Raw genomic sequence first — 22,186 nt, forward strand, 5'->3', positions numbered from 1 at the left:
TGATCATTTAGCCGGGTCGGCTCGCTGCGCTGTTCAGGCGGGTGCCTGCCACGGCGCCGAACAGCTCCACCGGCTCCTGGAGGTTGCCCAGGTAGCGTGGATGGAATAGCCACAGGTCGACTTGCGGCTTGAAATCGCTGACGTTGACGATGTCCAGCAGGTCTCGATGGCGACTGGCAAGCAACAGCGGTTCGGGCACCAGGCCCAGGCCCTGGCCGTTGGCGACCAGCCCCAGTTGCAACTCAGTGCCGAAGGTTTCGAGGTTGATCGACAGTGACAACCCCTGTTCGCTCAATGCGCGCTGCAGCCCGGCGCGAAAGCCGCAACCATCGGGGTTGAGCACCCAGCCGCGGGTATAGCAGTCGCGCAACTTGTAGCTGCGCTTGCCGGCGCTGCCCTTGGCCGCGACCACCCGCAACGGCATACGCGTGATGGAATGGCTGGCGATGCCCTCGGGGAAGATCTTGCCCGGTGGGAAGAGGGCCGCAGCGGCATCCAGCTCGCCGTTTTCCATGCGCGCGATCAGGCTGCTGCCCCAGCCGCTGGTGACCTGGGTGCGCAGCTCAGGGTAGGCCTGGCGGATCTGCGCCAGGGCCTCGAGCAGCACCACGTCGCCCAGTGTCTGCGGCACGCCCAGGCGCAGGGTGCCGGACGGCGCGCCATCGTTGGCCACCAGTTCGCGCAGGGCGTCGATTTCACGCAGGATGGCCTTGCACTGCTCGTACACGCGCAGGCCCATGGGCGTGGGCTTGAGTGGCTTGGTGTTGCGGTCGAGCAAGGTGGCGCCGAGGTCTTCCTCGAAGTTCTGCACGCGCCGGGTGATGGCCGGCTGGGTCAGTTGCAGCGCTTCGGCGGCAAGGTTGGTCGACTGGCAACGGATGACGGCCACGAAGGCGTCCATGTCATCGATTTTCATATTCGGCGCTCACATATTGAGACTGGAGGACATACCCGCAGAGCATAATCCTGATGGTCGGGATTGTCACAGTTCGATGAGCGAGGCAAGCAGGGCGGCCTTCGCCGCCCGTGGCGAGCGTCAGCGGGCGTTGCGGGCCCGTGCCACCCGCGAGCCGTTGGCACGCCCCAGCACGTCGCTGATGCGCTGGCCGGCGGCGACCAGTTTGTCCAGGTCGATACCGGTCTCGATGCCGAGCCCTTGCAGCAGGTACAGCACGTCTTCGGTGGCGATGTTGCCTGTGGCGCCCTTGGCGTAGGGGCAGCCGCCGAGCCCGGCCACCGAGCTGTCGAACACGCTGATCCCTTCGAGCAGGCTAGCATAGACATTGGCCAGGGCCTGGCCGTAGGTGTCGTGGAAGTGGCCGGCAAGCTGCTCGCGCGGCACCTGCGCCGAGACCACCTCGAACAGGCGTCGGGTATCGCCGGCGGTGCCGGTGCCGATGGTGTCGCCCAGCGACACTTCGTAGCAGCCCATGTCGTGCAGGGCTCGGGCGACCGGGGCGACCTGCTCGGCGCTGACCTTGCCTTCATAAGGGCAGCCGAGCACGCAGGATACATAGCCGCGGACCCGGATACCGTGCTCGTGCGCGGCGTCCATGATCGGTTCGAAGCGTTGCAGGCTCTCGCTGATCGAGCAGTTGATGTTGCGCTGGGAGAACGCCTCTGACGCCGCGGCGAACACCGCCACCTCCTTGACCCCGGCTGCCAGTGCATCGTCGAAACCGCGCAAGTTCGGCGCCAGGGCTGCGTAGGTCACCCCGGCACGCTGGCGGATACCGGCAAACACCTCGGCCGATCCAGCCATTTGCGGCACCCACTTGGGCGAGACGAAACTGCCCACCTCGATGTAGGAGAGCCCGGCGTCGGTGAGGTCGTCCACCAGCCGCACCTTGTCGGCGACGCTGATGGGTTGGGCTTCGTTCTGCAAGCCGTCGCGCGGGCCGACTTCGACCAGGCGCACGTGTGCGGGCAATGACATGGCGGGGTTCCTGTGGCGAATCAGCGGTTATTGTTCAGGGTGGCGGCCAGCGCCTGCTCGCAGCGCTCCTGGGCGGTGTCCAGCTCCAGGTGCATCTGCTGGATATCGAGCATCTGCTGCTCCAGTTGCGCGCGGCGTTCGGCGATCTTGGCCAGCATGCTGGTGAGCTGCTTGAGGTTGCCGCCGCTGGGGTCGTACAGCTCGATCAGCTCGCGGCATTCGGCCAGCGAGAAGCCGATGCGCTTGCCGCGCAGGATCAGCTTGAGGGTCACCTTGTCACGCGCCGAATAGATGCGCTCCAGGCCGCGACGCTCGGGGCTCAGCAGACCCTGCTCCTCGTAGAAGCGGATGGCGCGGGTGGTGATGTCCAGCTCGCGGGACAGGTCGGAGATGCTGTAGGTCTGGCTGCTCATGCTCGGGCTCGGGGGTGGAATGTGAGTAAGCTAAAGGCAGGTTGACGTATACGTCAAGGTGATTGCGCAGTGCCGCTGCGTCGGTAGGCATTGGGCGTCTGGCCGCTGAGGCGCTTGAAGAAGCGTGCGAAGTAGGTGGGATCGCTGAAACCCAGGCTGTCGGACAACTGGCCGATGCTCATGCGTGTGTAGGTCAGGTTGCGCCGCGCTTCAAGCAGCAGGCGCTGGTGGATCACCTGCAGCGCGGTCTGCCCGCTCAGCGCGCGGCACAGCTGGTTGAGCTGCAGGCTGGTGATGCCCAGGCGTGCAGCGAACTCATCGACCGACAGGTGCTGGCGGTAATGCGCTTCGACCAGGCGCAGGTAGTGCCCGAGCAGGTGGCGGTCGCGCTCGTCGCGATTACGCGGTGCCTGGCCCAGTTGCTGGCGGCGGCTGATCCACACCATCAGGGCGGTCACCAGCGCCTGCAGCATGGCGGCGCGAGCGGGTGCGCTGCCCTGGTATTCCTGCTGCAAGGTGTCGATCAGCCCGCGCAGGCGCGTGCGGTCGCGGCCCAGCGGGTAGCAGGCCGCCGATGCCAGCACCGCCAGTGGTGCTCCCAGGCGTTGCTCGAGGTCGGCCACCAGCGCCGTACCGAAGGTCAGTACATGGCCCTGGATGTCGGCGCTGAAGCGAAAGCCATGCACCGTCAGCGGTGGCACTACCTGGATCGCCGCCTCGTGGATCTCGCTGCGTCGACCCTCTATTTCCACCAGCGCGTGCCCGCGCTGCACGTAGAGCAACTGGAACAGTTCGGCATGCTGGTGCGGCTTGATCTCCCAGTGGTGCAGGCGGCTGCGTGCGGGGATCGATTCGCAGTGCAGCAGATCGGTGCCGGGCCAGGCGTGGTTCTCGCCATAGAGCTGAAACAGCGGTACGCCGGGAAGGGAGGATTTCATGGTCGGGACACCTGTGCGCTGATCGCACGGAATTTTGAAAAGTGCAGATTTTCCATCGGATATGACACCTTTTCAGCTTTTTGCGCCAGTAAAAATGCAGGGGCTAACCCGAATAACGTATGCCGGCTGCCGCCAGTACGGCATCGACAAGGCGAGACAACAACAATGAAAACCCAGGTTGCAATCATTGGCGCCGGCCCTTCTGGCCTGCTGCTTGGTCAACTGCTGCACAAGGCGGGCATCGACACGCTCATTCTCGAACGCCAGACCCCTGAGTACGTGCTTGGCCGTATCCGCGCCGGTGTGCTGGAGCAGGGCACCGTTGACCTGCTGCGCGAGGCCGGGGTATCGGCGCGCATGGACCGTGAGGGGCTGGTGCACGAGGGTGTCGAACTGTTGGTGGCAGGGCGCCGCCAGCGCCTGGACCTCAAGGCCCTGACCGGCGGCAAGACGGTGATGGTGTACGGCCAGACCGAAGTCACCCGCGACCTCATGCAGGCCCGCGAGCAGAGCGGGGCGCCGATCGTGTATGGCGCGAGCAACGTGCAGCCGCACGGGCTCAAAGACGAGCGGCCCTACGTGACCTACGAGAAGGACGGCCAGTTGCACCGCGTCGAGTGCGATTACATCGCGGGTTGCGACGGTTTTCATGGCGTTTCGCGCCAGAGCATTCCACAGGGCGTGCTCAAGCAGTACGAGCGGGTCTATCCGTTTGGTTGGCTGGGGTTGCTGGCCGATACCCCGCCGGTCAACCACGAGCTGATCTATGCGCATCATGATCGTGGTTTCGTGTTGTGCAGCCAGCGCTCCACCACCCGCAGCCGATACTACCTGCAGGTGCCGCTGGACGAGCGGGTGGAGAACTGGCCCGATGCGCGTTTCTGGGACGAACTCAGGGCGCGTCTGCCCGAGGACGTCGCCGCGCGCCTGGTCACCGGCCCCGCGCTGGAAAAGAGCATCGCGCCGCTGCGCAGCCTGGTGGTCGAGCCGATGCAGTACGGGCACCTGTTCCTGGTGGGGGATGCGGCGCATATCGTGCCACCGACCGGGGCCAAGGGCCTGAACCTGGCAGCCTCGGATGTCAACTACCTGTATCGCATCCTGGTCAAGGTCTACCGCGAAGGCCGCACCGACCTGCTGGAGCGCTACTCGCCGCTGGCGCTGCGGCGGGTCTGGAAGGGCGAGCGTTTCAGTTGGTTCATGACCCAGCTGCTGCATGATTTTGGCGAGCACAAGGATGCCTGGGACCAGAAGATGCAGGAGGCCGACCGGGAGTACTTCCTGTCGTCCGAGGCCGGCCTGGTAAACATTGCCGAGAATTATGTGGGCTTGCCGTACGAGGAGGTGGAGTAGCGGGCTTGCGAACACCTTATTCAGCCCAATCCCTGTGGGAGCGGGCTTGTCCCGCGAACACGGGCGTAGCCCGTGCCAGGCAGCGCGGTGCACTTGGCACGGGCCAGCGCTTCATCAACGCTCCAGCAACGCCACCATCTCGGCATACCCGCGTGCCCGCGCATGCTCCAGCGCCGTCACGCCGTCCTTGTCGGCAATCGCCGGGTCCGCGCCTGCCGCCAGCAGCCGACGCACGATGTCCACATGGCGCGGGCCGCCGTCGCCAAGGATCACTGCCTCCAGCAAGGCGGTCCAGTGCAACCGGTTGAGGTGGTTCACGTCCACGCCCGCGTCGATCAGTATCTGCACCGTTTCCACATGACCACGCTCGGCCGCGGGGATCAGCGCGGTGCCGCCGTAGCGGTTGGTGCTGGCGAGGTCGGCGCCGTGGGCCAGGGTCATGCGCAGGATCTCGTTCAGGCCGCGGGCACCGGCATACAGGTAGGGGCTGTCGTGGATGTTGTCCTTGGCGTTGACATCGGCGCCGGCTTCGATCAGCACTTTGGCCGCGTCGATATGGTTGCCGTGGGTCGCCGCCAGCAGGGGCGTGCGCCCTTGGCCATCGCGGCTGTCGAGCGCCAGCGGTTCCTTGAGCAAGCGACGGATGGCAGGTGCATCGCCGCGCTGGGCGGCATAAAGCAGGCGGGTATCCATGGAGGTGGTCTCGGCGTGGGCGGCAAGGCAGGTGAAGGCCAGCAGGCAGGCGGCGAGGGTGTGGCGCATGCGTGGGGCTCCTGAGGCAAAACCTCATCCTAGGGAAAAAGTTGCCGGCGACTGAAACGAATTATCTGGATGACCGGTAGTGGATTTCCGAATGCATCAACGTTGCCCGCCGTGAAGGGCCATGCTAGAAGTCAGGCTCGTCATTTGAAAACCGAATACCCTCATGTCCATCAGCGTAAAACCGAATAGGGCTCTGTTCGACCTCGACCTGTTGCGCGCCATCGTCGTGGTCGCCGATTGCGGCAGCTTCACCACGGCTGCAGCGCGCCTGCATTCGACCCAGTCGACCATCAGCCAGAAGGTGCGACGCCTCGAGGGGATGGTCGGCCATCGCCTGCTGGTGCGTGGCAATCGCGACGTGCTGCCCACCGACGCCGGGCAGACGCTGCTTGGCTATGCCAGGCACATGCTGGCGCTGAACGACCAGATGCTCGAGGCCCTGGCCGGGGCCATGGTTGGTGTGACCGTGCGCCTTGGCGTGCCCGAAGACTTCGTCGGCGGGCGAACCACCAATGCGCTGTCGGCGTTCAGCCGCCTGCACCCGCAGGTCAAGCTGGAAGTCACCAGCGGTCTGTGCCGCGACCTGAGCCAGGCCTACGACAATGGCGAACTTGACCTGGTGCTGCTCAAGCAGCGGCGCAACAGCCGCGAGGGCGTGTCCTGCTGGCCCGAGCGCCTGCAATGGATCGACAGCGTACGCATGCCGGCCTTCGAGCTTGACCCGGTACCCTTGGTCACCTTTCCGCCGCGCGGGCTGTACCGCGAAGACATGATCCATGCCATCGAAGGCATGGGCCGCCGTTGGCGAATCAGCTTCACCAGCTCCAGCTTGTCCGGGATCCAGGCCGCGGTGGCCGACGGCATGGGCGTGAGCCTGCTGCCGCCGCGCGCGGCCACCGCCGAGCACCGGGTGCTGGGGGCGGCGCAAGGTTTGCCGGAGGTGGACAGCTACGAGATCGTCATCGTCCACCGGCCAACGGCCGACGTGATGGTCAAGGCCCTGGCGCAGGTGCTGACCGAGCTGCTGGCCGGGGATGGCATCTGAAGGCTCCGATCAGCGTCAGACGGTTGACCACCTGCGCACCACTGCGTAGCCTTGCCGCTTCGAGGTTCTCCGGCGCTGCCGGAGCTAAGACGGGAACGCGGTACAAGCCGCGGCTGCCCCCGCAACTGTAAGCACTGAACAGGTTCGACACAGCCACTGCGCCCACGCGCGGGAAGGCGTCGCCCTGACGGCTGGACGTCGTGCAGTGCAAGCCAGGAGACCTGCCTCGCAACGTTTTCGACTTTCAACCGGGCGGGGTGATCCGGTGGCGAGCGAGTCCGGCCGGTCGGCCGTGGCTTTCGTCCCGCATGCCCGCACCATTGCTGCCAAGGGCATCGCCACATGAAAACACTGGCCAAACTTCCCGTCACCATCGTCACCGGCTTCCTCGGCTCGGGCAAGACCACCTTGCTTCGCCACATGCTCGACAACGCCCAGGGGCGACGCATCGCGGTCATCGTCAACGAGTTTGGCGAGTTGGGTATCGACGGCGAGATCCTCAAGCAGTGCAGCATCGGCTGCACCGAGGAAGAGGCCAACGGCCGCGTCTATGAGCTGGCCAACGGCTGCCTGTGCTGCACCGTGCAGGAAGAGTTCTTCCCGGTGATGCGTGAGCTGGTCGCCCGTCGCGGCGACCTGGACCACATTCTCATCGAGACCAGTGGCCTGGCCCTACCCAAACCGCTGGTGCAAGCCTTCCAGTGGCCGGAAATCCGCAATGCCTGCACCGTCGATGCGGTGATCACCGTGGTCGACAGTCCGGCCGTGGCCGCCGGCACGTTCGCCGCCTACCCGGACCAGGTCGACGCCCAGCGCAAGCTGGACCCCAACCTGGACCACGAATCCCCGCTGCACGAGCTGTTCGCCGACCAGCTGGCCAGTGCCGATCTGGTGGTGCTGAACAAGGCTGACCTGATCGACGCCGAGGGCCTGGCCAAGGTCCGCGCCGAAGTCGCCGAAGAACTGCCGCCGGCCGTCAAGGTGATCGAGGCCAGCAGCGGTCGCCTGCCGCTGGATGTGTTGCTGGGCGTAGGGGCCGAGTCCGAAGTGCATATCGATGGCCGTCGCACCCACCACGATTCGCACCACGACGGCGACGATCATGACGATCATGATCATGACGCCTTCGACTCCATCTCCATCGACCTGCCTGAAGCGGACGAAAGCCTGCTGCTCGATGCCCTGACGCAACTGGTCACCGAGTTCGGCATCCTGCGTGCCAAAGGTTTTGCCGCGATCCCCGGCAAGCCGATGCGCCTGTTGATCCAAGGTGTGGGCACGCGCTTCGACAAGCACTTCGACCGCGCCTGGCGCAGCGACGAGCCGCGCATCACCCGTCTGGTGCTGATCGGTCAGGACCTCGACGCGGCACAGTTGGAAGCGCGCCTGCGCCAGGCCCTGGGCGCCTGATCCATGCACCTGCTGCGGACCCAGCCCGGCGGCTTCGTGCCGGACGACAGCATTGCCGACCTTGGCCAGACGCCCGCCGAGCTGGTGATTCTCTGCAGCGGCGACTCTCACCTGGCACTGCTCGCCGAAACCGCCGAGCAGTTGCCGGACGATTTCCCCAGCCTGCGCCTGGCCAACCCCATGCAAGTGCAGAACCACGCCTCCGTCGACTTGTACATCGACGAGGTGTTGCGTCACGCCAAGGTGATCCTGGTGTCGCTGCACGGCGGTGTCGGCTACTGGCGCTATGGCGTAGAACAGTTGGTCGAACTCGCGGCGCGTGGCGTGCAGTTGATCCTGGTGCCCGGCGATGACCGCCCCGACCCTGAGCTGACGCAGTTGGGCACGGTGCCGACCGAGCAGGCCGAGCGGCTCTGGCACTACCTGCGCCAGGGCGGCAAGGCCAATGCGGTCAACCTGTTCAATTGCCTGGCCAGCCAGTGGCTGGGGCGCGACTATGCCTGGGACGAACCCCAGCCGCTGCCGCGCACCACGGTCTACCACCCCGGCAAGCCCAGTGCGCGGCTTGAAGACTGGTTCCCCGAGTGGCACCCGGAGCATCCGGTGGCGCCGATCCTGTTCTACCGCTCGCACCTGCAGGCCGCCAACACCGCGTTCATCGATGTGTTCTGCCAGCGCTTGCAGGCGGCCGGGCTGAACCCATTGCCGATCGCAGTCGCCAGCCTCAAGGAGTCGGCCTGTCTGGAACAGGTCGAGGCGTGGCTCGACGAGGTCGGCGCCGAGGTGGTGATCAACACCACAGGCTTTGCCTTGTCCAGCCCGGAGCGGCCCAACCTGCGCCCGCTGCGCCGCGACGTGCCGGTGTTGCAGGCGATCTGCGCCCAGGACAACCAGCCCGGCTGGGAAGCCAGCGAGCAGGGCCTGGGCGCGCGTGACCTGGCGATGCACATCGCCTTGCCGGAGCTGGACGGGCGCATCATCACCCGGCCGGTCAGTTTCAAGGACCTGGCCTGGCGCAGCGAGCGCAGCCAGTCCGATGTGGTCTGCTACAAGGCCCATTCCGAACGCATGGATTTCGTCGCCGAACTGGCGCGGCGCTGGGTCGAGCTGGCGCGACTGCCCAATGCCCAGAAGCGTGTGGCGCTGGTGCTGGCCAACTATCCGACCCGCGACGGGCGTATCGGCAATGGCGTAGGGCTCGACACACCGGGCGCCGCGCTGAACATCCTGCATGCCCTGCAGGCCGAGGGCTACCCGGTTGCGGGCCTGCCGCAGACGGGCACGGCGCTGATCCACGAACTGCTCGGCGGCGTGACCAACGACCTGGACCACCTCGACCAGCGTCCCTGTGCCCAGAGCCTGTCCCTGGACGACTACCTGGCGGCCTTCGCCTGCCTGCCCGAGGCCAACCAGCAGGCGGTGCGCGAACGCTGGGGCTCGCCCGAGCAAGACCCGATGTTCCGCAACGGCCGGATGATGATCGCCGGGCTGCGCTACGGCCTGACCTTCGTCGGCATCCAGCCGGCCCGGGGCTACCAGGTAGACCCGAGCGCGGTGTATCACGACCCGGACCTGGTGCCGCCGCACGGCTACCTGGCGTTCCATTTCTGGTTGCGCAACGGCTTTGCCGCCGATGCGCTGATCCATGTCGGCAAGCACGGCAACCTGGAGTGGCTGCCCGGCAAGGGTGTCGGACTGTCCGCCGAGTGCTGGCCGGATGCGCTGCTCGGCCCACTGCCGAACATCTACCCGTTCATCGTCAACGATCCCGGTGAAGGTGCCCAGGCCAAGCGCCGCACCCAGGCGGTGATCATCGATCACCTGATGCCGCCGCTGACCCGCGCCGAAACCTACGGGCCGCTGCGGCATCTGGAGCAGCTGGCCGACGAATACTACGAGGCGCAACTGCTCGACCCGCGCCGCGCCCGCGAGCTGCAGCGCGACATTCTCGAGCTGGTCAAGGCCAACCATATCGACCGTGACCTGCAGCTCGAAGGGCAACTGGACGACGCGGCTGTCTGGCTGCCGCGCCTGGACACTTATTTATGCGACTTGAAAGAGTCGCAGATTCGCGATGGCTTGCATGTCTTTGGTCAGTCGCCGCAGGGGCGCCTGCGCAGCGATACGCTGCTGGCGCTGCTGCGGGTCGATCGTGGTGACGGCCGCGGTGGCAATGCCAGCCTGCTGCGCGCACTGGCACGTGCTCTGGAACTGGCGTTCGACCCGCTGGACTGCGACCTTGGCCAGGCTTGGCAAGGGCCGCGTCCCGAGCTGCTGCAGGCGCTGGATGCTGCGCTGTGGCGCACCCAGGGTGATACCCGTGAACGTCTGGAGATGCTCGCCCTGGCCCTGATCGAAGGGCGCCTGGCAGCACCCGATACCGCGCAATGGCAGGCGGTGCATGCCGTGCTGCAGGCACTCGCCGACGAAGTCGCGCCGAACCTGGATGCCTGTGGCGCCGCCGAGATCGACGGCCTGCTCGCGGCCCTGGCCGGGCGTTTTGTGCCGGCAGGCCCCAGCGGCGCACCCAGTCGCGGGCGTCTGGACGTGCTGCCCACCGGACGCAACTTCTATACCGTGGACGTGCGCAACCTGCCCACCACCACCGCCTGGCGCCTGGGCTTTGCCTCGGCCAGCCTGATCCTCGAGCGTCACCTGCAGGAGCATGGTGATCACCTGCGTCAGCTCGGGCTGTCGGTCTGGGGTACGGCGACCATGCGCACCGGCGGTGACGACATCGCCCAGGCCATGGCGCTGATGGGGGTGAGGCCGGTATGGGCCACCGGCAGCCAGCGGGTCGATGACTTCGAAATCCTGCCCCTGAGCCTGCTTGATCGCCCGCGGGTCGATGTAACCTTGCGCGTGTCGGGGTTCTTCCGCGATGCCTTCGGCAACCTGATCCGCCTGTTCGACGCGGCGGTACAGGCCGTGGCGGCGCTGGATGAGCCGGACGACCTCAATCCGCTGGCTGCCCGTGTGCGTGCCGAGCGCGCGGCGCTGCTGGCGCAGGGTGTCGATGCCGAGCAGGCCTCGCGCCAGGCGGGTTGGCGGGTGTTCGGCGCCAAGCCGGGTGCCTATGGCGCGGGTGTGCAGAACGCCATCGACGGACGCCTCTGGCAGGGGCGCGCCGACTTGGCCGAGGTCTACCTCAACCATGGCGGCTATGCCTATGGTGCTGCCGATGAAGGCACGCCGGCACGGGCCCAGTTCGCCCAGCGCCTGGGGCAGGTCCAGGCGGTGTTGCAGAACCAGGACAACCACGAGCACGACCTGCTCGACTCCAACGACTACTACCAGTTCCAGGGCGGCATGCTCGCAGCTGCCGAAACCCTGGCCGGCGCCACGGTCGCCAGCTACCACGGCGACCACAGCCAGGTCGATCGCCCGCGTATCCGCACCCTCAAGGAGGAGCTGAACCGGGTGATCCGCGCGCGTGCGCTGAACCCGAAATGGATCGACGGGGTCAAGCGTCACGGCTATAAAGGTGCCTTCGAACTGGCGGCGACGGTCGACAACCTGTTCGCCTTCGATGCCACCACTCACCTGATCGACGATCACCATTACCAGTCGCTGGCCGATGCCTACGTGCTCGATCCGGCGACCCGAGCATTCATGCGCGAGCATAACCCGCACGCCTTGCACGATCTGACCGAACGGTTGTTGGAAGCCCAGCAGCGCGGTCTGTGGCAGGCCCCGGGCGATTACCGCGAGGCCCTCGAGCAGCAGTTGCTCGACGGCGAGGAAGAGGCCTGAAATGACCGAACCCCTGCAGTTCCCCCTGGCCGCCGTGGTCGGTGCCGAAGACCTCAAGCTGGCGCTGTGCCTGACCGCCATCGACCCGAAGATCGGCGGTGTGCTGATCGAAGGTCCGCGTGGCATGGCCAAGAGCACCTTGGCCCGGGGCCTGGCCGATCTGCTCGGCGCAGGCCCCTTCGTGACCCTGCCGCTGGGCGCGACCGAAGAACGGCTGGTCGGTACTCTGGATCTTGATGCTGCGCTGGGGCAGGGCAAGGCACGCTTCTCGGCGGGCGTGCTGGCCCAGGCGGACGGTGGGGTGCTCTATGTGGATGAGGTCAACCTGCTGCCCGACCCGCTGGTGGACCTGCTGCTGGATGTGGCGGCCAGCGGCACCAACCGTGTCGAGCGCGACGGTATCTCGCACCGTCACGCCGCGCGTTTCGTGCTGATCGGCACCATGAATCCGGAAGAGGGCGAGCTGCGTCCGCAGTTGCTCGACCGTTTCGGCTTGAACATCGCCCTTGAAGGCACGCCTGAGCCGAACGACCGTCAGCAGATCATCCGCCGCCGCCTGGCATTCGACAGCGACCCCGAGGCCTTCTGCGCGCAGTGGGCAACGGCCCAGGCGCAGTTGCGCGACCGCTGCCAGCACGCACGTGAGCGCCTGCCGGCCATTGCCCTGGACGACCAGGCGCTGGCCTGGATCACCGAGCGTTGTTTCGCTGCGGGTGTCGATGGCCTGCGTGCCGACCTGGTCTGGTTGCGGGCGGCTCGCGCCCATGCCGCGTGGCGCGGTGCTGCGGCCATCGGCGAGGAAGATGTAGAGGCTGTGGCCGAATTTGCCTTGCGCCATCGCCGCCGTAGCGCAGAGCCGCCCACTGGCTCGAACACGCCACCTCAGGGCGGCCAGCAGTCGCAAGACCCGAGTGGACAAGGTGACTGGGGGGCAATGGAGGCACAACCGGTGAGCGCAGGTGCCCGGCGTGAGGTGCCGAACTGGGCAAAAAAGCCCTGAGCATCCGCGCACGAAGTGGTTCAGCGGCGGATGCCAGGCCCCGTGCCGGAAAACTGACAGGTGCCAGCCGTGGACGCGCCCGTGCAGCCGCTGATGGTCGGGTCGCCTGGCTGCCGACCCTGCTCAAGGGGCGGCCTCGCCGTGTCGAGGACCTGTGCTGGCAGCAACGCCGTGGGCAAGCGCCGGAACTGTGGTTGGTGATCGTCGATGCGTCGGCGTCAACCCGCCGCCACCAATCCCTTGCGCAAGCCAAGGGGCTGCTGGAGACCTTCTTCGACCAGGCCTACCGCCAGCGTGCGCGCCTGGCGTTGCTGACCGCCAGCGGCAGCACACCACAGTGGCAGCGTCATGGCCTGAAGGCGTCGGCTGCGCTTCAGCCCTGGCTGCGTGCGCTCGGGGCAGGAGGCGGCACGCCGTTGCTCGCGGCCCTGGAAGAGGCGCGCCAGTGGTTGCTGCGCCGTGGCAAAGCGCACCCCGGGGAGGTCCAGCGCTGCCTGGTGCTGACCGACGGGCGCCTGCAACGCTGGAAGCCTGTGCAGCCGATGCCCTGTGCCTGCGTGCTGGTCGATATCGAGACGGCGCCGGTGCGCCTGGGGCGGGCACGGCAACTCGCTGCGCAACTGCAGGCGGATTACCAGCATGTCGAGCAGTTCAACGTTGTTGAATAAAGTGGGCGCGCGACAATAAGTCGCACAAACTGAAAGTTGCCGAAGCGGCAGGGGGAAAGTTGCACAAGTGCGCGACAAGACGCGCACCTGTGCGTCGGCAAGTTATGCCTTGGGCATGGACCAGGGTTGCAGGTCGTAGCCTTTTTCGAACAGCTCGGCGCGGACTTCCTCGATCAGGCTGGCCCATTGTGCAGGGTCCGAATAGATGCGCGAGGATACCTGCTTGCTGCCGATGCGGGTGCTGGTCCGGTCGATCACTGCCAGGCTCAGTTCACCAGTACCGTTGGGTGCATCCCAGGCAACGCACTGGAAGGGTTCGAAGGCGTGGTCGGCGATCAGCAGTGCTTCGTTGACACGGAGCGGGGCATTCATGGTTCGGTCTCTCTTGTAGTCCCAAACAGCAAATGTGTGTCCGCGCGGGTAAAGAAATGAACGATTGCAGCGCGGGGTTATTGGTACTGATGCTCCGGGTCGTGGGTGAAGTCACATGGCAGTCGAAAATTTTTTTATAACGGTAAAAGTTATCCGTTGTATGTGCCGCCTGTGACGCCGGTTATTGGCAAAAATTCCAGGTTCGCTTTGTGTGACGGCATTTGGCAGACAAACGGTAGTGGGCACCGTCAGGTTCGTTGCTACTGTTAATTCGGGCGCCGCAACTTACTGTTTCTAATTAAAAAACTGAAAATTGGCGCCAAGGATAGGTCATGCTTGAACCTGCATCCCAACGCCGTCTGCTGATTGTCGACCCCTGCGACGATTGCCACCGTCTACTGCCGGGCCTGCGGGGCGCCGGTTGGGATGTGCGCAGTTGCACCCTGGGTGCTGCGCTCGAACATCCTTGTGACGTCGGCCTGTTGCGATTGCAGGCCTCGCACCTGCGTCACCAGGATGCCGTCAAGGATCTGATCAAGCGCAGCAATACCGAATGGATCGCCGTGCTCAGCGCCGAAGAGTTGCGCATGCAGAACGTCGGCGATTTCGTCTGTGAGTGGTTTTTTGACTTCCATACCCTGCCATTCGATGTTTCCCGGGTGCAGGTCACCCTCGGGCGGGCGTTCGGCATGGCGCGCCTGCGTGGCAAGGGGGCAGTGCGGGTCGATGAGCCCGAGCACGAACTGCTCGGCGAGAGCCGACCCATCCGCGAGTTACGCAAGCTGCTCGGCAAGCTGGCGCCGACCGAGTCGCCCGTACTGATCCGTGGCGAGAGCGGCACCGGCAAGGAGCTGGTGGCGCGTACGCTGCATCGTCAGTCGCAGCGGCATGACAAGCCCTTCATTGCGATCAATTGCGGGGCCATCCCCGAACATCTGATCCAGTCCGAGCTGTTTGGCCACGAGAAAGGCGCTTTTACCGGCGCGCATCAACGCAAGGTCGGGCGTATCGAGGCGGCGCACGGCGGTACGCTGTTCCTCGACGAGATTGGCGACCTGCCTCTGGAGTTGCAGGCCAATCTGCTGCGTTTTCTGCAGGAAAAGCACATCGAGCGCGTCGGCGGTAGCCAGCCGATTCCGGTGGATGCGCGGGTGCTGGCGGCGACCCACGTGGACCTGGAGCAGGCGATCGAGCGTGGCAGGTTTCGTGAAGACCTGTACTACCGGCTCAATGTTCTGCAAGTGGTGACTGCGCCTCTGCGCGACCGCCACGGTGACCTGTCGATGCTGGCCAGCCATTTCTCGCATTTCTACAGCCTGGAAACCGGGCGACGGCCGCGTTCGTTCAGCGACAATGCCCTGGCGGCCATGGGGCGCCACGAGTGGCCGGGCAACGTACGCGAACTGGCCAACCGTGTACGTCGCGGACTGGTGCTGGCCGAGGGACGGCAGATCGAGGCGCAGGACCTGGGGTTGCAGGTGCTGGAGGAAGCCGAGGCGCCGCTAGGGACGCTGGAGGACTACAAGCACCGGGCTGAACGCCAGGCGCTGTGCGATGTGCTCAACCGCCACAGTGACAACATGAGCATCGCGGCGAAGGTGCTGGGGGTTTCCCGACCGACCTTCTACCGCTTGCTGCACAAGCATCAGATCCGCTGAATCCTTCAGGAGCGGCGGTTCGGCGCTCCGACTTGCCCGCGAAAAAGACACCGCGATGCCTGGCACGGATCACGCCCACTTTTGATTCAACTCGACTGCGCGATGTGGCCGTCGTCCTGTATTTCCTCGATCACGTCCTCTTCTCCCGGCAGGGCGGTGATCACGCTGAAATCGCTGACTTCCACTTCACCCCCGCCATAGCCGAGCAGGTGGAAGGAGAACGCCTTGCGCTCGATGGGGTTGTCGAAGCCGAACTCCAGCTCCATCGGCTGGTCGGCCGTGACCAGGATCTCCTCGGGCAACCCCAGCGGTACGTCCTGTTCCTGCTGCTTGGCCTTGAGCTGGATGTGCGCCCGGTGGGCAGGGTCGAGCGAGCGCACCTTGACCCGCACGCGGGTGTGCGAGCCTTGGGGCATTTCCAGGTACTGCGCGCCGATCAGATTGTCGGCCCAGTCGTCACGAATGCGCTTGTGCAGAGGAATGGCCGACGGCCCGCCGAACTGGTAGCGCAGGTTCAACGGGGTTTGCAGCAACGACCCGTCCAGCACGCCGGCCAGCGCTGTGATCTGGCGCCCCAGTGGGGCTTCGCCGCGGCCGAGGAACTGCGCCTGGTCGGCGATGAATCCCTCGCTTGCGTAGCGTCGGCAGCGTTGCTGGAAGTCGCATTCGCTGAAGGTGCCGCGGCCATCGTGGTAGCGCAGCATGCCGTTGGTGAAAGAGATCATTTCCCGGCCGCTGTCGTAGTCGCGGTACAGCGAGCGACCGGCCAGGGCGGCGGGAATCGGCAGCGCGAAGTAGTCGAGCAGCGAAGTGGCAAGGTCGACATGGCCGTAGGTGCCGGGCTTGATCTTCGGCAACTGTGCCTGTTCGGGCGCGAGGGTGAGGTTGAAGCCCCAGGACGAGGCCAGGCGCACACCGTCGATGCCGTGGGACTCGTCCGAAGTGATGACCACCAAGGTGTCCTTGAGCACGCCCTGGCGCTCCAGGGCATCGAGGAACGCGCCCAGGGCGTCGTCCAGGTAGGCGACCGCCGCCTGTTTGGCGCTGTCGTAGCGTTGCAGGTAATCGTCTGGTGCGGAGTAGGGCTGGTGGGTGCCGACCGTGAGCAGGGTCAGCATCCACGGCTGGCGCTGTTTGCGCAGCTCACCGACATAGCCCAGCGCGCCCTCGAAGAAGGCCTTGTCGTCCTTGCCCCAGGGGAACTCGAGGTAGTTGTCGTTGCGGAACCACTCAAGGCCGTGCACCGAGTCGAAGCCGATGTGCGGCATGATTCGGTCCTTGGCCATGAAGCGCAGGCCGGCGCCCTGCAGGTAGTGGGTGCTGAAGCCGGCCTGGCGCAGTTGTGCGGGCAGGCAGGCCTGGTTGCGCAGGTCCTGGGTCAGCAGCTCGACACCCTTGGGCGTGCCGTTGGCGAGCTTGTCGTAATCGCCGCAGAGCATGGCGTACAGGCCACGAATGGTCTGATGGGTGTGCAGGACATAATCGGGGGTGTTCATGCCGCGTTCGGCCCAGCGGCTGAGGTTGGGCATCAGGTCGTCATCGAAACGGCTGTGCAGGGCTTGCCGGTTGGCGCGCACATAGGCGCCGGGGATCCCTTCGAGGGTAATGACCAGCAGGTTGCGTGCGCTGCCGGGGGCTTCGAATAGCCTGCGGCCGTCGAGGTCGGCCTGGGTCAGGCCGGCGCTGGGCAGCGGTGTGACCGTCAGGTCGTGGCCCAGCCAGGCCTGTGCCTTGAGTTGCAGGTCGCTGGTGCCTGCCGAGAGCAGTTGATGGGAGAGATTGTACTGACGCCACTGGTCGGCGTCGGAAGGTATCAGGTGCTCGCTGCCCCAGTGCGCGGCGAGCAGTACTGCAGGGGCGGCCCAGGCCGCACGTGGCAACGCCGGGGCGGATTGGCCGCGCTGCAGCCAGCGGGTCAGCAGCCAGACGAAAAGGCCGGCACCGAGGGTCCAGGGCAGCCAGGGGTGAGCAAGGGCTCCGCCGGTGGAGTTTTCCATGAACTGTGGGTCGAACAGATAGCCCAGATCGCTGCTGTTCGGCAGGCGCCCGACCGCACTGACCAGCTCGGCCGAAGCCACCAGCAGCCCACCCCAGGCCAGCAGCACCGGCAGCGCCAGCCACCAGGGGCTGCGCTGCAACAGCAGTACCAGCAGGATGCCGATCGCCAGGTCCGACAGGTACCCCAGCGGATCGGACCAACCCAGCAGTGCGCGGGCAGCCAGGGGGATCACCACGACCAGCACTGCCAGGGTGGCGAGCCGAGCGCGGGGATGGCCAAGCATGTTTTTCACGAAACGTCCTTCCTTGCCATGAAACAGTCACAAAAATGTGATGCATCATAACAGCCCCCTCACGGGAAGGCCGGACGCGACAAGGTTGGTTACCAATTGAAGTGCAGGGGCGCGAGGCGCCCCCGGGCTGGATGGATCAGAAGTAGTAGGGGAATTTCAGGCTGAAGGTGAAGTCCGGTGCATCGTCGGTCAGGCCGATCGACAGGTTCGGCACGATGGTCAGGTTGTCGGTGGCCGCGAGGGTCATGCCGACGTTGAAGTAGGCGGCGTTGGCATCGCTGCTCTTGACGTCGGCCCAGCTGTCGCCGGTTTCTGCGGACTTGATCCGCGAGCGCCGGGCGATCAGGTCCGAGACCGAGAACGACATCGACATCTTTTCGTTGAGGGCGAAGGCCACGCCTGCACCGATCTGGAAGCTGTCGCCGATCTTCACCTTGCCCGGTACTTTCTGGTTGATCGTCGAGCTGACGTCGCTGAACGAATCCTCGAAGGTGTGGGTGTACGACAGGCTGCCGAACAGCACTGCCGGGTCGAAGGTCTTGACCAGCGAGATACCTGGGGTGATCGACCAGACACCGTTGCCGGTGGGCAGGTCTTCTGGGTAGCTGAGGCTGTCGTTCTCGGTGTCGCGCAGCAGCTTGATACCGAACGGATCCTTGCCGGTCGGTGCCTTGACCCGCACGCTGAACACCGCATCCGGGGTGTTCTCCGACTCGTCGAGGAACTTGTAGGCGACGCCGAAGTTGACGTCGCCAAGGGTTGGGTCGCGGGTGATGGTGCGTTCGGAAATGCCCTGGGCGTTACCGCCGACACCCCCGGACTGGTAGGTCGACTCGCGGTAGACGATCGGCACGTTGACGTCGAACTGCCAGCGGTTGTCGAGGTTGTAGCGCGCGGTGAGGTCGAGCGTCCAGTTGTCGGCCTTGATCCGGTCCAGGTTGATATTGCCCAGGAAGATCGAGTCCAGCGCCAGGAAGCCGTTGAGGATCAGTTGGCGGGTGTCGTAGCGGGCATAGGTAATGCCGGTCTCGACGCTGAACTTGCCGCCACCGAAGAAGCCACTGGCTTCGTCGTAGAGGTTGGACACACTCTGTGCCGGCTCCGAATCATCCTTGAGCGACTCGCCATAGGATGAACCGCTGCCGCCGGATGCGGCGATCGCCTGGTTGTTTCGCGGCTCGGAGGCCGGCGAGCGGGTCAGGCGTTTGGGGGGTGGGGCGGCGGGCTGCTCTTCGACCTGGCGAACGCGCTGTTCGAGCACCATCAGCGCCTGTTGCTGCGCTTCGTAGCGCTGCTTGAGCGCAGCCAGTTCGGCTTTCAGCGCGTCTACCTGAGGGTCACTGGCTGCGTAGAGCAGTGACGATGGTACCAAGGTCCCCAGGCAGACAACTGCCCCCAATGACAACGATCGATGCATAAGTTAGCCGTCCCTTCCAACTACGATGATTGAGACGAAGCGTAGATCAATATCCTGAAACACGAAGGCCCTTGAGTTGATCAAGATTGCAATTCAGCGCTCCTGCCGAAGGCAGGTTGTCGCGCAGCACCACATTGAGCTGTGTCAGGTTGCTGACCGCGTTGCTGCCGCCCAGCAAGGTGGTGGCCTGGAGCAGCCCACCATCGGCCAGGCGTTGCAGGCTTTGCCCTTGATTGTTGTTGGCCTGGATGGCCATCTGGATCCCGCTGCCACTGTTCGAGACGCTGAGCGTGCCGGCGTTGTTGCTGGTGCTGAGGGTGGTGCCTGCGGCCAGGACCTGGCCTTGCGGTACGCCGGCATCAGCGACCTGGCTGGCCTCGCGAACATTGATGGCGACATCGTTATAGGCGCTGTTGTTGTCGCCGGCCGCGCGCACCGACTGGGTCACGCCCTGGGTAGTGTTGACAAGGCCTGCGCCGCCGTTGACCAGGCCATTGCCGCGGCCAGGGGCGTTGCCCGAGCCGTTCTCGCCGGTCATCGACACGTAGAACTGCGGTTTGATCACGTTCTGCTGGACCTGCAGGGTCGTCGTGGCGCCGATGCGATCACCGGCGGCGTTCTGCCAGGTGCTGCTCATGACGACACCGAAACTGATGATCCGTCCCGGCATCACGTACTTCCCACGCAGTTGGGCAAGCTCCTGGTCCTTGACCTCGATGGGCTTGAACACCTGGGCGTGGGCGGGGAGGCTGGCAGCCAGGCATGCTGCGACCAGCCAGGTGGTAGTCTTCATCGCTGCTCCCCGGGACTTCGTGCCCCTTGTAATCGTCAGAAGAAATCGCTCTGGATGAAACCGAACTCCATCAGTTGCGCGTCTTCTACCGGATAGAAACCGTTGACGCGGTTCTTCGCGGTCAGAGGTGCCGGCGGGTCGAGCAGGGCGTTGGCCTTGTCGTAGCCGGGGCCGATGACGGCGAAGATGATGCCGTTCCAGCCTTTGAGGAAATCGTCGAATTTGTAGCGTTTGTGGCCCAGGACAGGGTCGCCGATATAGGCCCAGCCCTTGTCGATGCGCTGCAGCACCACGAAGTGCTTGTAGCCACGGATGTCCATCAGCACGATCACCGGAATGCTCACCTTTTCCAGCGTGTCGGGTTCGACCCGATAGCCCCGGGCGCGCATGCCGATGCTTTCGACGTAGCGCTTCATGTCGAGCATGGAGAAACCTTGCACCTTGACGGTGTCCTGGTCGGAATGGGCGAGCATGCCTTCGATGACCTGGTGTTCGTCCACGTCGAGCCAGTAGGCCTGCTTGAGGACGGTGGCCAGGGCGGCGGCGCCGCAGCTGAAATCGGTCTTCTGTTGCACAAGGTCGGCGAAGCGCCGCTCACGCAGGCTCTGCACCGGCTTGTAGACGAGGGTGCCGCCTGGCAAGGCGGCAATCGGCATCTGTGCCGCTTCTACGAGACCGGCCAGGAACATGAGTGTGGCAAGCAGGACAATGCGCATGACCTTCTCCACCGGGTAGAGACAGGGAAAGGGGCCCCGAAGGGCCCCGATCGGCTGCTGTTACATGCAGGCTTTGCAACCTGCGGCGATGGACAGCGAGTTGGTCTGCTGGTTGCCGCTGCCGGCCGAGACGTTGGCGCCGACGTTGCCCGACACGCCATTGAGCGAGTTGCTCAGGTTGGCGTTGTTGGTCACAGGGTTGCGCCAGCCGGTGGGGGTCAGGACCTGATAGGAGGCAACACCGGCCAGGCCGAAGGTGCCTTCTTCGTGGAACTTCAGCGGGTCCTTGTCGACATGGGTGTTGCCATGGCGATCGCGGCTGCTTTCGTCTTCGACGTAGCCATAACCATTGCCTTGGTAGTGGCCGTAGGCAGCGAAGGTGGAGGTGAGGGTTTCCTTGCTGTAGGTACGGTCGGCCTTGTTGGTGACGTTCAGGCCGCCGACGTTCTGGTTGGCTGCACCGGTGGCGGCAGCGACACGGCCGCCGGACACGGCGATGGCCATGTTGTTTTTCTGTTGGTTGAAGTCCCCGGCGGTCACGTTGATACCGATGTTGCCGGAGCTGCCGTTGGCCGAACCGGTGAGGTTGGCGTTGTTGGAGGTGGAGTAGTTCTTGACGGTGTTGCCACTGTTGGTCTGAGTGGCTTGAGCCATGGCCACGGCACTGCCGAAGATGAAGTTCTCATCGGCGGTGGCGATCGCGGCAACGTTGTCCTGCTGGTTGCCGTCGCCGGCTGCGACGTTGGCGCCCAGGTTGCCTTGGGAACCGTTGGCCGAGTTGTCCATGCGGGCATCGTTGCGGGTGCCTTGGTTCAGCACACGGTTGCCGGAGTTGTTCTGGGTGTCCAGAACGGTGGCGGCAGAACCGGCGTTCACCAGCAGGGACAGCAGCAGGCTTTCGTTGTTGTTATGGCCGTTGTTGTGGCCGCCGTGGTTGTCGTTGCCACGGCCGCCGGCTTGTGCAGCAACTGCCATGACCGCAGCGAGGGCGAATACCAGAGGCTTGAGTGCCATTTTTGGTTTCATGGTGTTTCTCCGCTTATATTTTCGTTGTTAAGTGTTGTGTTGCTGATCGGGTCAATCCGCGACCCGGACGCTCAGGGTGTTGGCCATTCGGTTGCCCACCCCGGCGCTCTGATTCAACTGGATCACGCCACGGCTGCCGGTGAAGGCCTGGTCACTGGTCGTGACCTGGCGACTGCCGGGTGTGTGATCAGTTGCGTCGGAGCTGTTGGCCAGCGAGACGTTCTGCTGGCTGAGAATGCTGTCGTCGATGCTCTGTGCAATTGCGCTGATGCTGATGCGCACCGCGTTGGCCTGCTGCGTGGCGGCGCCCGCCGATTGGTTGATGCCCAGCATGCCGTTGCCGTTGCTGAAGGCATTGCCAGTGATGCTGGCGTGGGCGTCGAGCGCACTGTTGGCGCGAAAGTCGCTGCGTTGGCGGATCTGCGTGCTGGCCTGGCCTTCGGTGCCGATGGCGATGGCTTTCACGTTGGCCTGTTGCAGGGCGTCACCCGCGGCCTGGTTGATGTTGAGGTTGCCCTGGTAGGCGCGGCCACTGGCGTCGAGGGTGGCGTTGTCGACCACAGGGGAGCCGGCGAAGACGCTGGCGCTGCAGCCCAGGGCCAGGCACAGCAGAGAGAGATTGAGGGTCTGCATGA

At 65.1% G+C, this 22,186-nt stretch carries 19 protein-coding genes and 1 riboswitch; of the genes, 7 read left to right on the forward strand and 12 right to left on the reverse strand.

The window, feature by feature from the left end:
- Positions 1–7: 7 nt before the first annotated feature.
- The 4 genes from AB688_RS12645 to AB688_RS12660 form a co-directional block, all read right to left on the reverse strand.
- Positions 8–916 (reverse strand): LysR family transcriptional regulator, encoded by a 909-nt coding sequence (locus tag AB688_RS12645; RefSeq protein WP_063544456.1) that lies wholly within the window; start codon positions 914–916, stop codon positions 8–10.
- Positions 917–1,036: 120 nt separating this feature from the next.
- A complete protein-coding gene (locus tag AB688_RS12650; protein WP_063544458.1) occupies positions 1,037–1,936 on the reverse strand; it encodes a hydroxymethylglutaryl-CoA lyase in 900 nt (299 codons plus the stop codon).
- Positions 1,937–1,956: 20 nt separating this feature from the next.
- Entirely contained in the window at positions 1,957–2,349 is a 393-nt protein-coding gene (locus AB688_RS12655; protein WP_054893249.1) for a MerR family transcriptional regulator, read from the reverse strand.
- A gap of 53 nt (positions 2,350–2,402) precedes the next feature.
- On the reverse strand, positions 2,403–3,287 hold the full coding sequence (locus AB688_RS12660) for a helix-turn-helix domain-containing protein (protein WP_063544460.1): 885 nt from the start codon (positions 3,285–3,287) through the stop codon (positions 2,403–2,405).
- A 165-nt stretch (positions 3,288–3,452) separates the two neighbouring features.
- On the opposite strand from AB688_RS12660, the gene pobA reads away from it, so the two are divergent.
- A complete protein-coding gene (pobA, locus tag AB688_RS12665; RefSeq protein ID WP_063544462.1) occupies positions 3,453–4,640 on the forward strand; it encodes a 4-hydroxybenzoate 3-monooxygenase in 1,188 nt (395 codons plus the stop codon).
- A 114-nt stretch (positions 4,641–4,754) separates the two neighbouring features.
- On the opposite strand, the gene AB688_RS12670 is transcribed toward pobA, so the two are convergent.
- On the reverse strand, positions 4,755–5,402 hold the full coding sequence (locus AB688_RS12670; RefSeq protein WP_063544464.1) for an ankyrin repeat domain-containing protein: 648 nt from the start codon (positions 5,400–5,402) through the stop codon (positions 4,755–4,757).
- A gap of 163 nt (positions 5,403–5,565) precedes the next feature.
- Between AB688_RS12670 and AB688_RS12675 the strand changes: the two genes are divergently transcribed.
- The 5 genes from AB688_RS12675 to AB688_RS12695 all read left to right on the forward strand — a co-directional run bounded on the left by AB688_RS12675 (position 5,566) and on the right by AB688_RS12695 (position 13,278).
- Complete coding sequence (locus AB688_RS12675) at positions 5,566–6,447, forward strand: LysR substrate-binding domain-containing protein (protein WP_063544466.1); 882 nt, start codon at positions 5,566–5,568, stop codon at positions 6,445–6,447.
- Positions 6,448–6,492: 45 nt separating this feature from the next.
- Positions 6,493–6,691: riboswitch (cobalamin riboswitch) on the forward strand.
- Positions 6,692–6,789: 98 nt separating this feature from the next.
- Complete coding sequence (gene cobW, locus AB688_RS12680) at positions 6,790–7,857, forward strand: cobalamin biosynthesis protein CobW (protein ID WP_054893920.1); 1,068 nt, start codon at positions 6,790–6,792, stop codon at positions 7,855–7,857.
- 3 nt (positions 7,858–7,860) lie between these two features.
- Positions 7,861–11,610 (forward strand): cobaltochelatase subunit CobN, encoded by a 3,750-nt coding sequence (gene cobN / locus AB688_RS12685; RefSeq protein ID WP_063544468.1) that lies wholly within the window; start codon positions 7,861–7,863, stop codon positions 11,608–11,610.
- 1 nt (position 11,611) lies between these two features.
- Complete coding sequence (locus tag AB688_RS12690) at positions 11,612–12,610, forward strand: ATP-binding protein (protein WP_063544470.1); 999 nt, start codon at positions 11,612–11,614, stop codon at positions 12,608–12,610.
- A gap of 53 nt (positions 12,611–12,663) precedes the next feature.
- Positions 12,664–13,278: a vWA domain-containing protein gene (locus AB688_RS12695; protein ID WP_054893923.1), complete on the forward strand. Its 615-nt coding sequence runs from the start codon at positions 12,664–12,666 to the stop codon at positions 13,276–13,278.
- Positions 13,279–13,380: 102 nt separating this feature from the next.
- Here AB688_RS12695 and AB688_RS12700 read toward each other — a convergent pair whose 3' ends face one another.
- Positions 13,381–13,650: a hypothetical protein gene (locus AB688_RS12700; RefSeq protein ID WP_054893924.1), complete on the reverse strand. Its 270-nt coding sequence runs from the start codon at positions 13,648–13,650 to the stop codon at positions 13,381–13,383.
- 332 nt (positions 13,651–13,982) lie between these two features.
- Between AB688_RS12700 and AB688_RS12705 the strand changes: the two genes are divergently transcribed.
- Positions 13,983–15,308, forward strand: coding sequence for a sigma-54 dependent transcriptional regulator (locus AB688_RS12705; protein ID WP_054893925.1), 1,326 nt, complete (start codon positions 13,983–13,985; stop codon positions 15,306–15,308).
- 86 nt (positions 15,309–15,394) lie between these two features.
- On the opposite strand, the gene AB688_RS12710 is transcribed toward AB688_RS12705, so the two are convergent.
- From AB688_RS12710 to AB688_RS12735, 6 genes are all read right to left on the reverse strand, one after another.
- A complete protein-coding gene (locus AB688_RS12710; protein ID WP_414155797.1) occupies positions 15,395–17,590 on the reverse strand; it encodes an LTA synthase family protein in 2,196 nt (731 codons plus the stop codon).
- Between the two features lie 145 nt (positions 17,591–17,735).
- The gene (locus AB688_RS12715) at positions 17,736–19,016 is read right to left on the reverse strand and encodes a transporter (RefSeq protein WP_054893927.1); all 1,281 of its coding nucleotides are present in this window, start codon (positions 19,014–19,016) and stop codon (positions 17,736–17,738) included.
- A 46-nt stretch (positions 19,017–19,062) separates the two neighbouring features.
- The gene (locus AB688_RS12720; protein ID WP_054893928.1) at positions 19,063–19,809 is read right to left on the reverse strand and encodes a hypothetical protein; all 747 of its coding nucleotides are present in this window, start codon (positions 19,807–19,809) and stop codon (positions 19,063–19,065) included.
- 35 nt (positions 19,810–19,844) lie between these two features.
- A complete protein-coding gene (locus AB688_RS12725; RefSeq protein WP_054893929.1) occupies positions 19,845–20,525 on the reverse strand; it encodes a C39 family peptidase in 681 nt (226 codons plus the stop codon).
- A gap of 60 nt (positions 20,526–20,585) precedes the next feature.
- Positions 20,586–21,551, reverse strand: a complete 966-nt coding sequence (locus AB688_RS12730; protein ID WP_054893930.1) for a hypothetical protein — start codon at positions 21,549–21,551, stop codon at positions 20,586–20,588.
- Between the two features lie 51 nt (positions 21,552–21,602).
- The gene (locus AB688_RS12735; protein WP_063546709.1) at positions 21,603–22,184 is read right to left on the reverse strand and encodes a hypothetical protein; all 582 of its coding nucleotides are present in this window, start codon (positions 22,182–22,184) and stop codon (positions 21,603–21,605) included.
- Positions 22,185–22,186 lie beyond the last annotated feature (2 nt).

Source organism: Pseudomonas putida (assembly GCF_001636055.1).
GTDB lineage: Bacteria > Pseudomonadota > Gammaproteobacteria > Pseudomonadales > Pseudomonadaceae > Aquipseudomonas > Aquipseudomonas machongensis.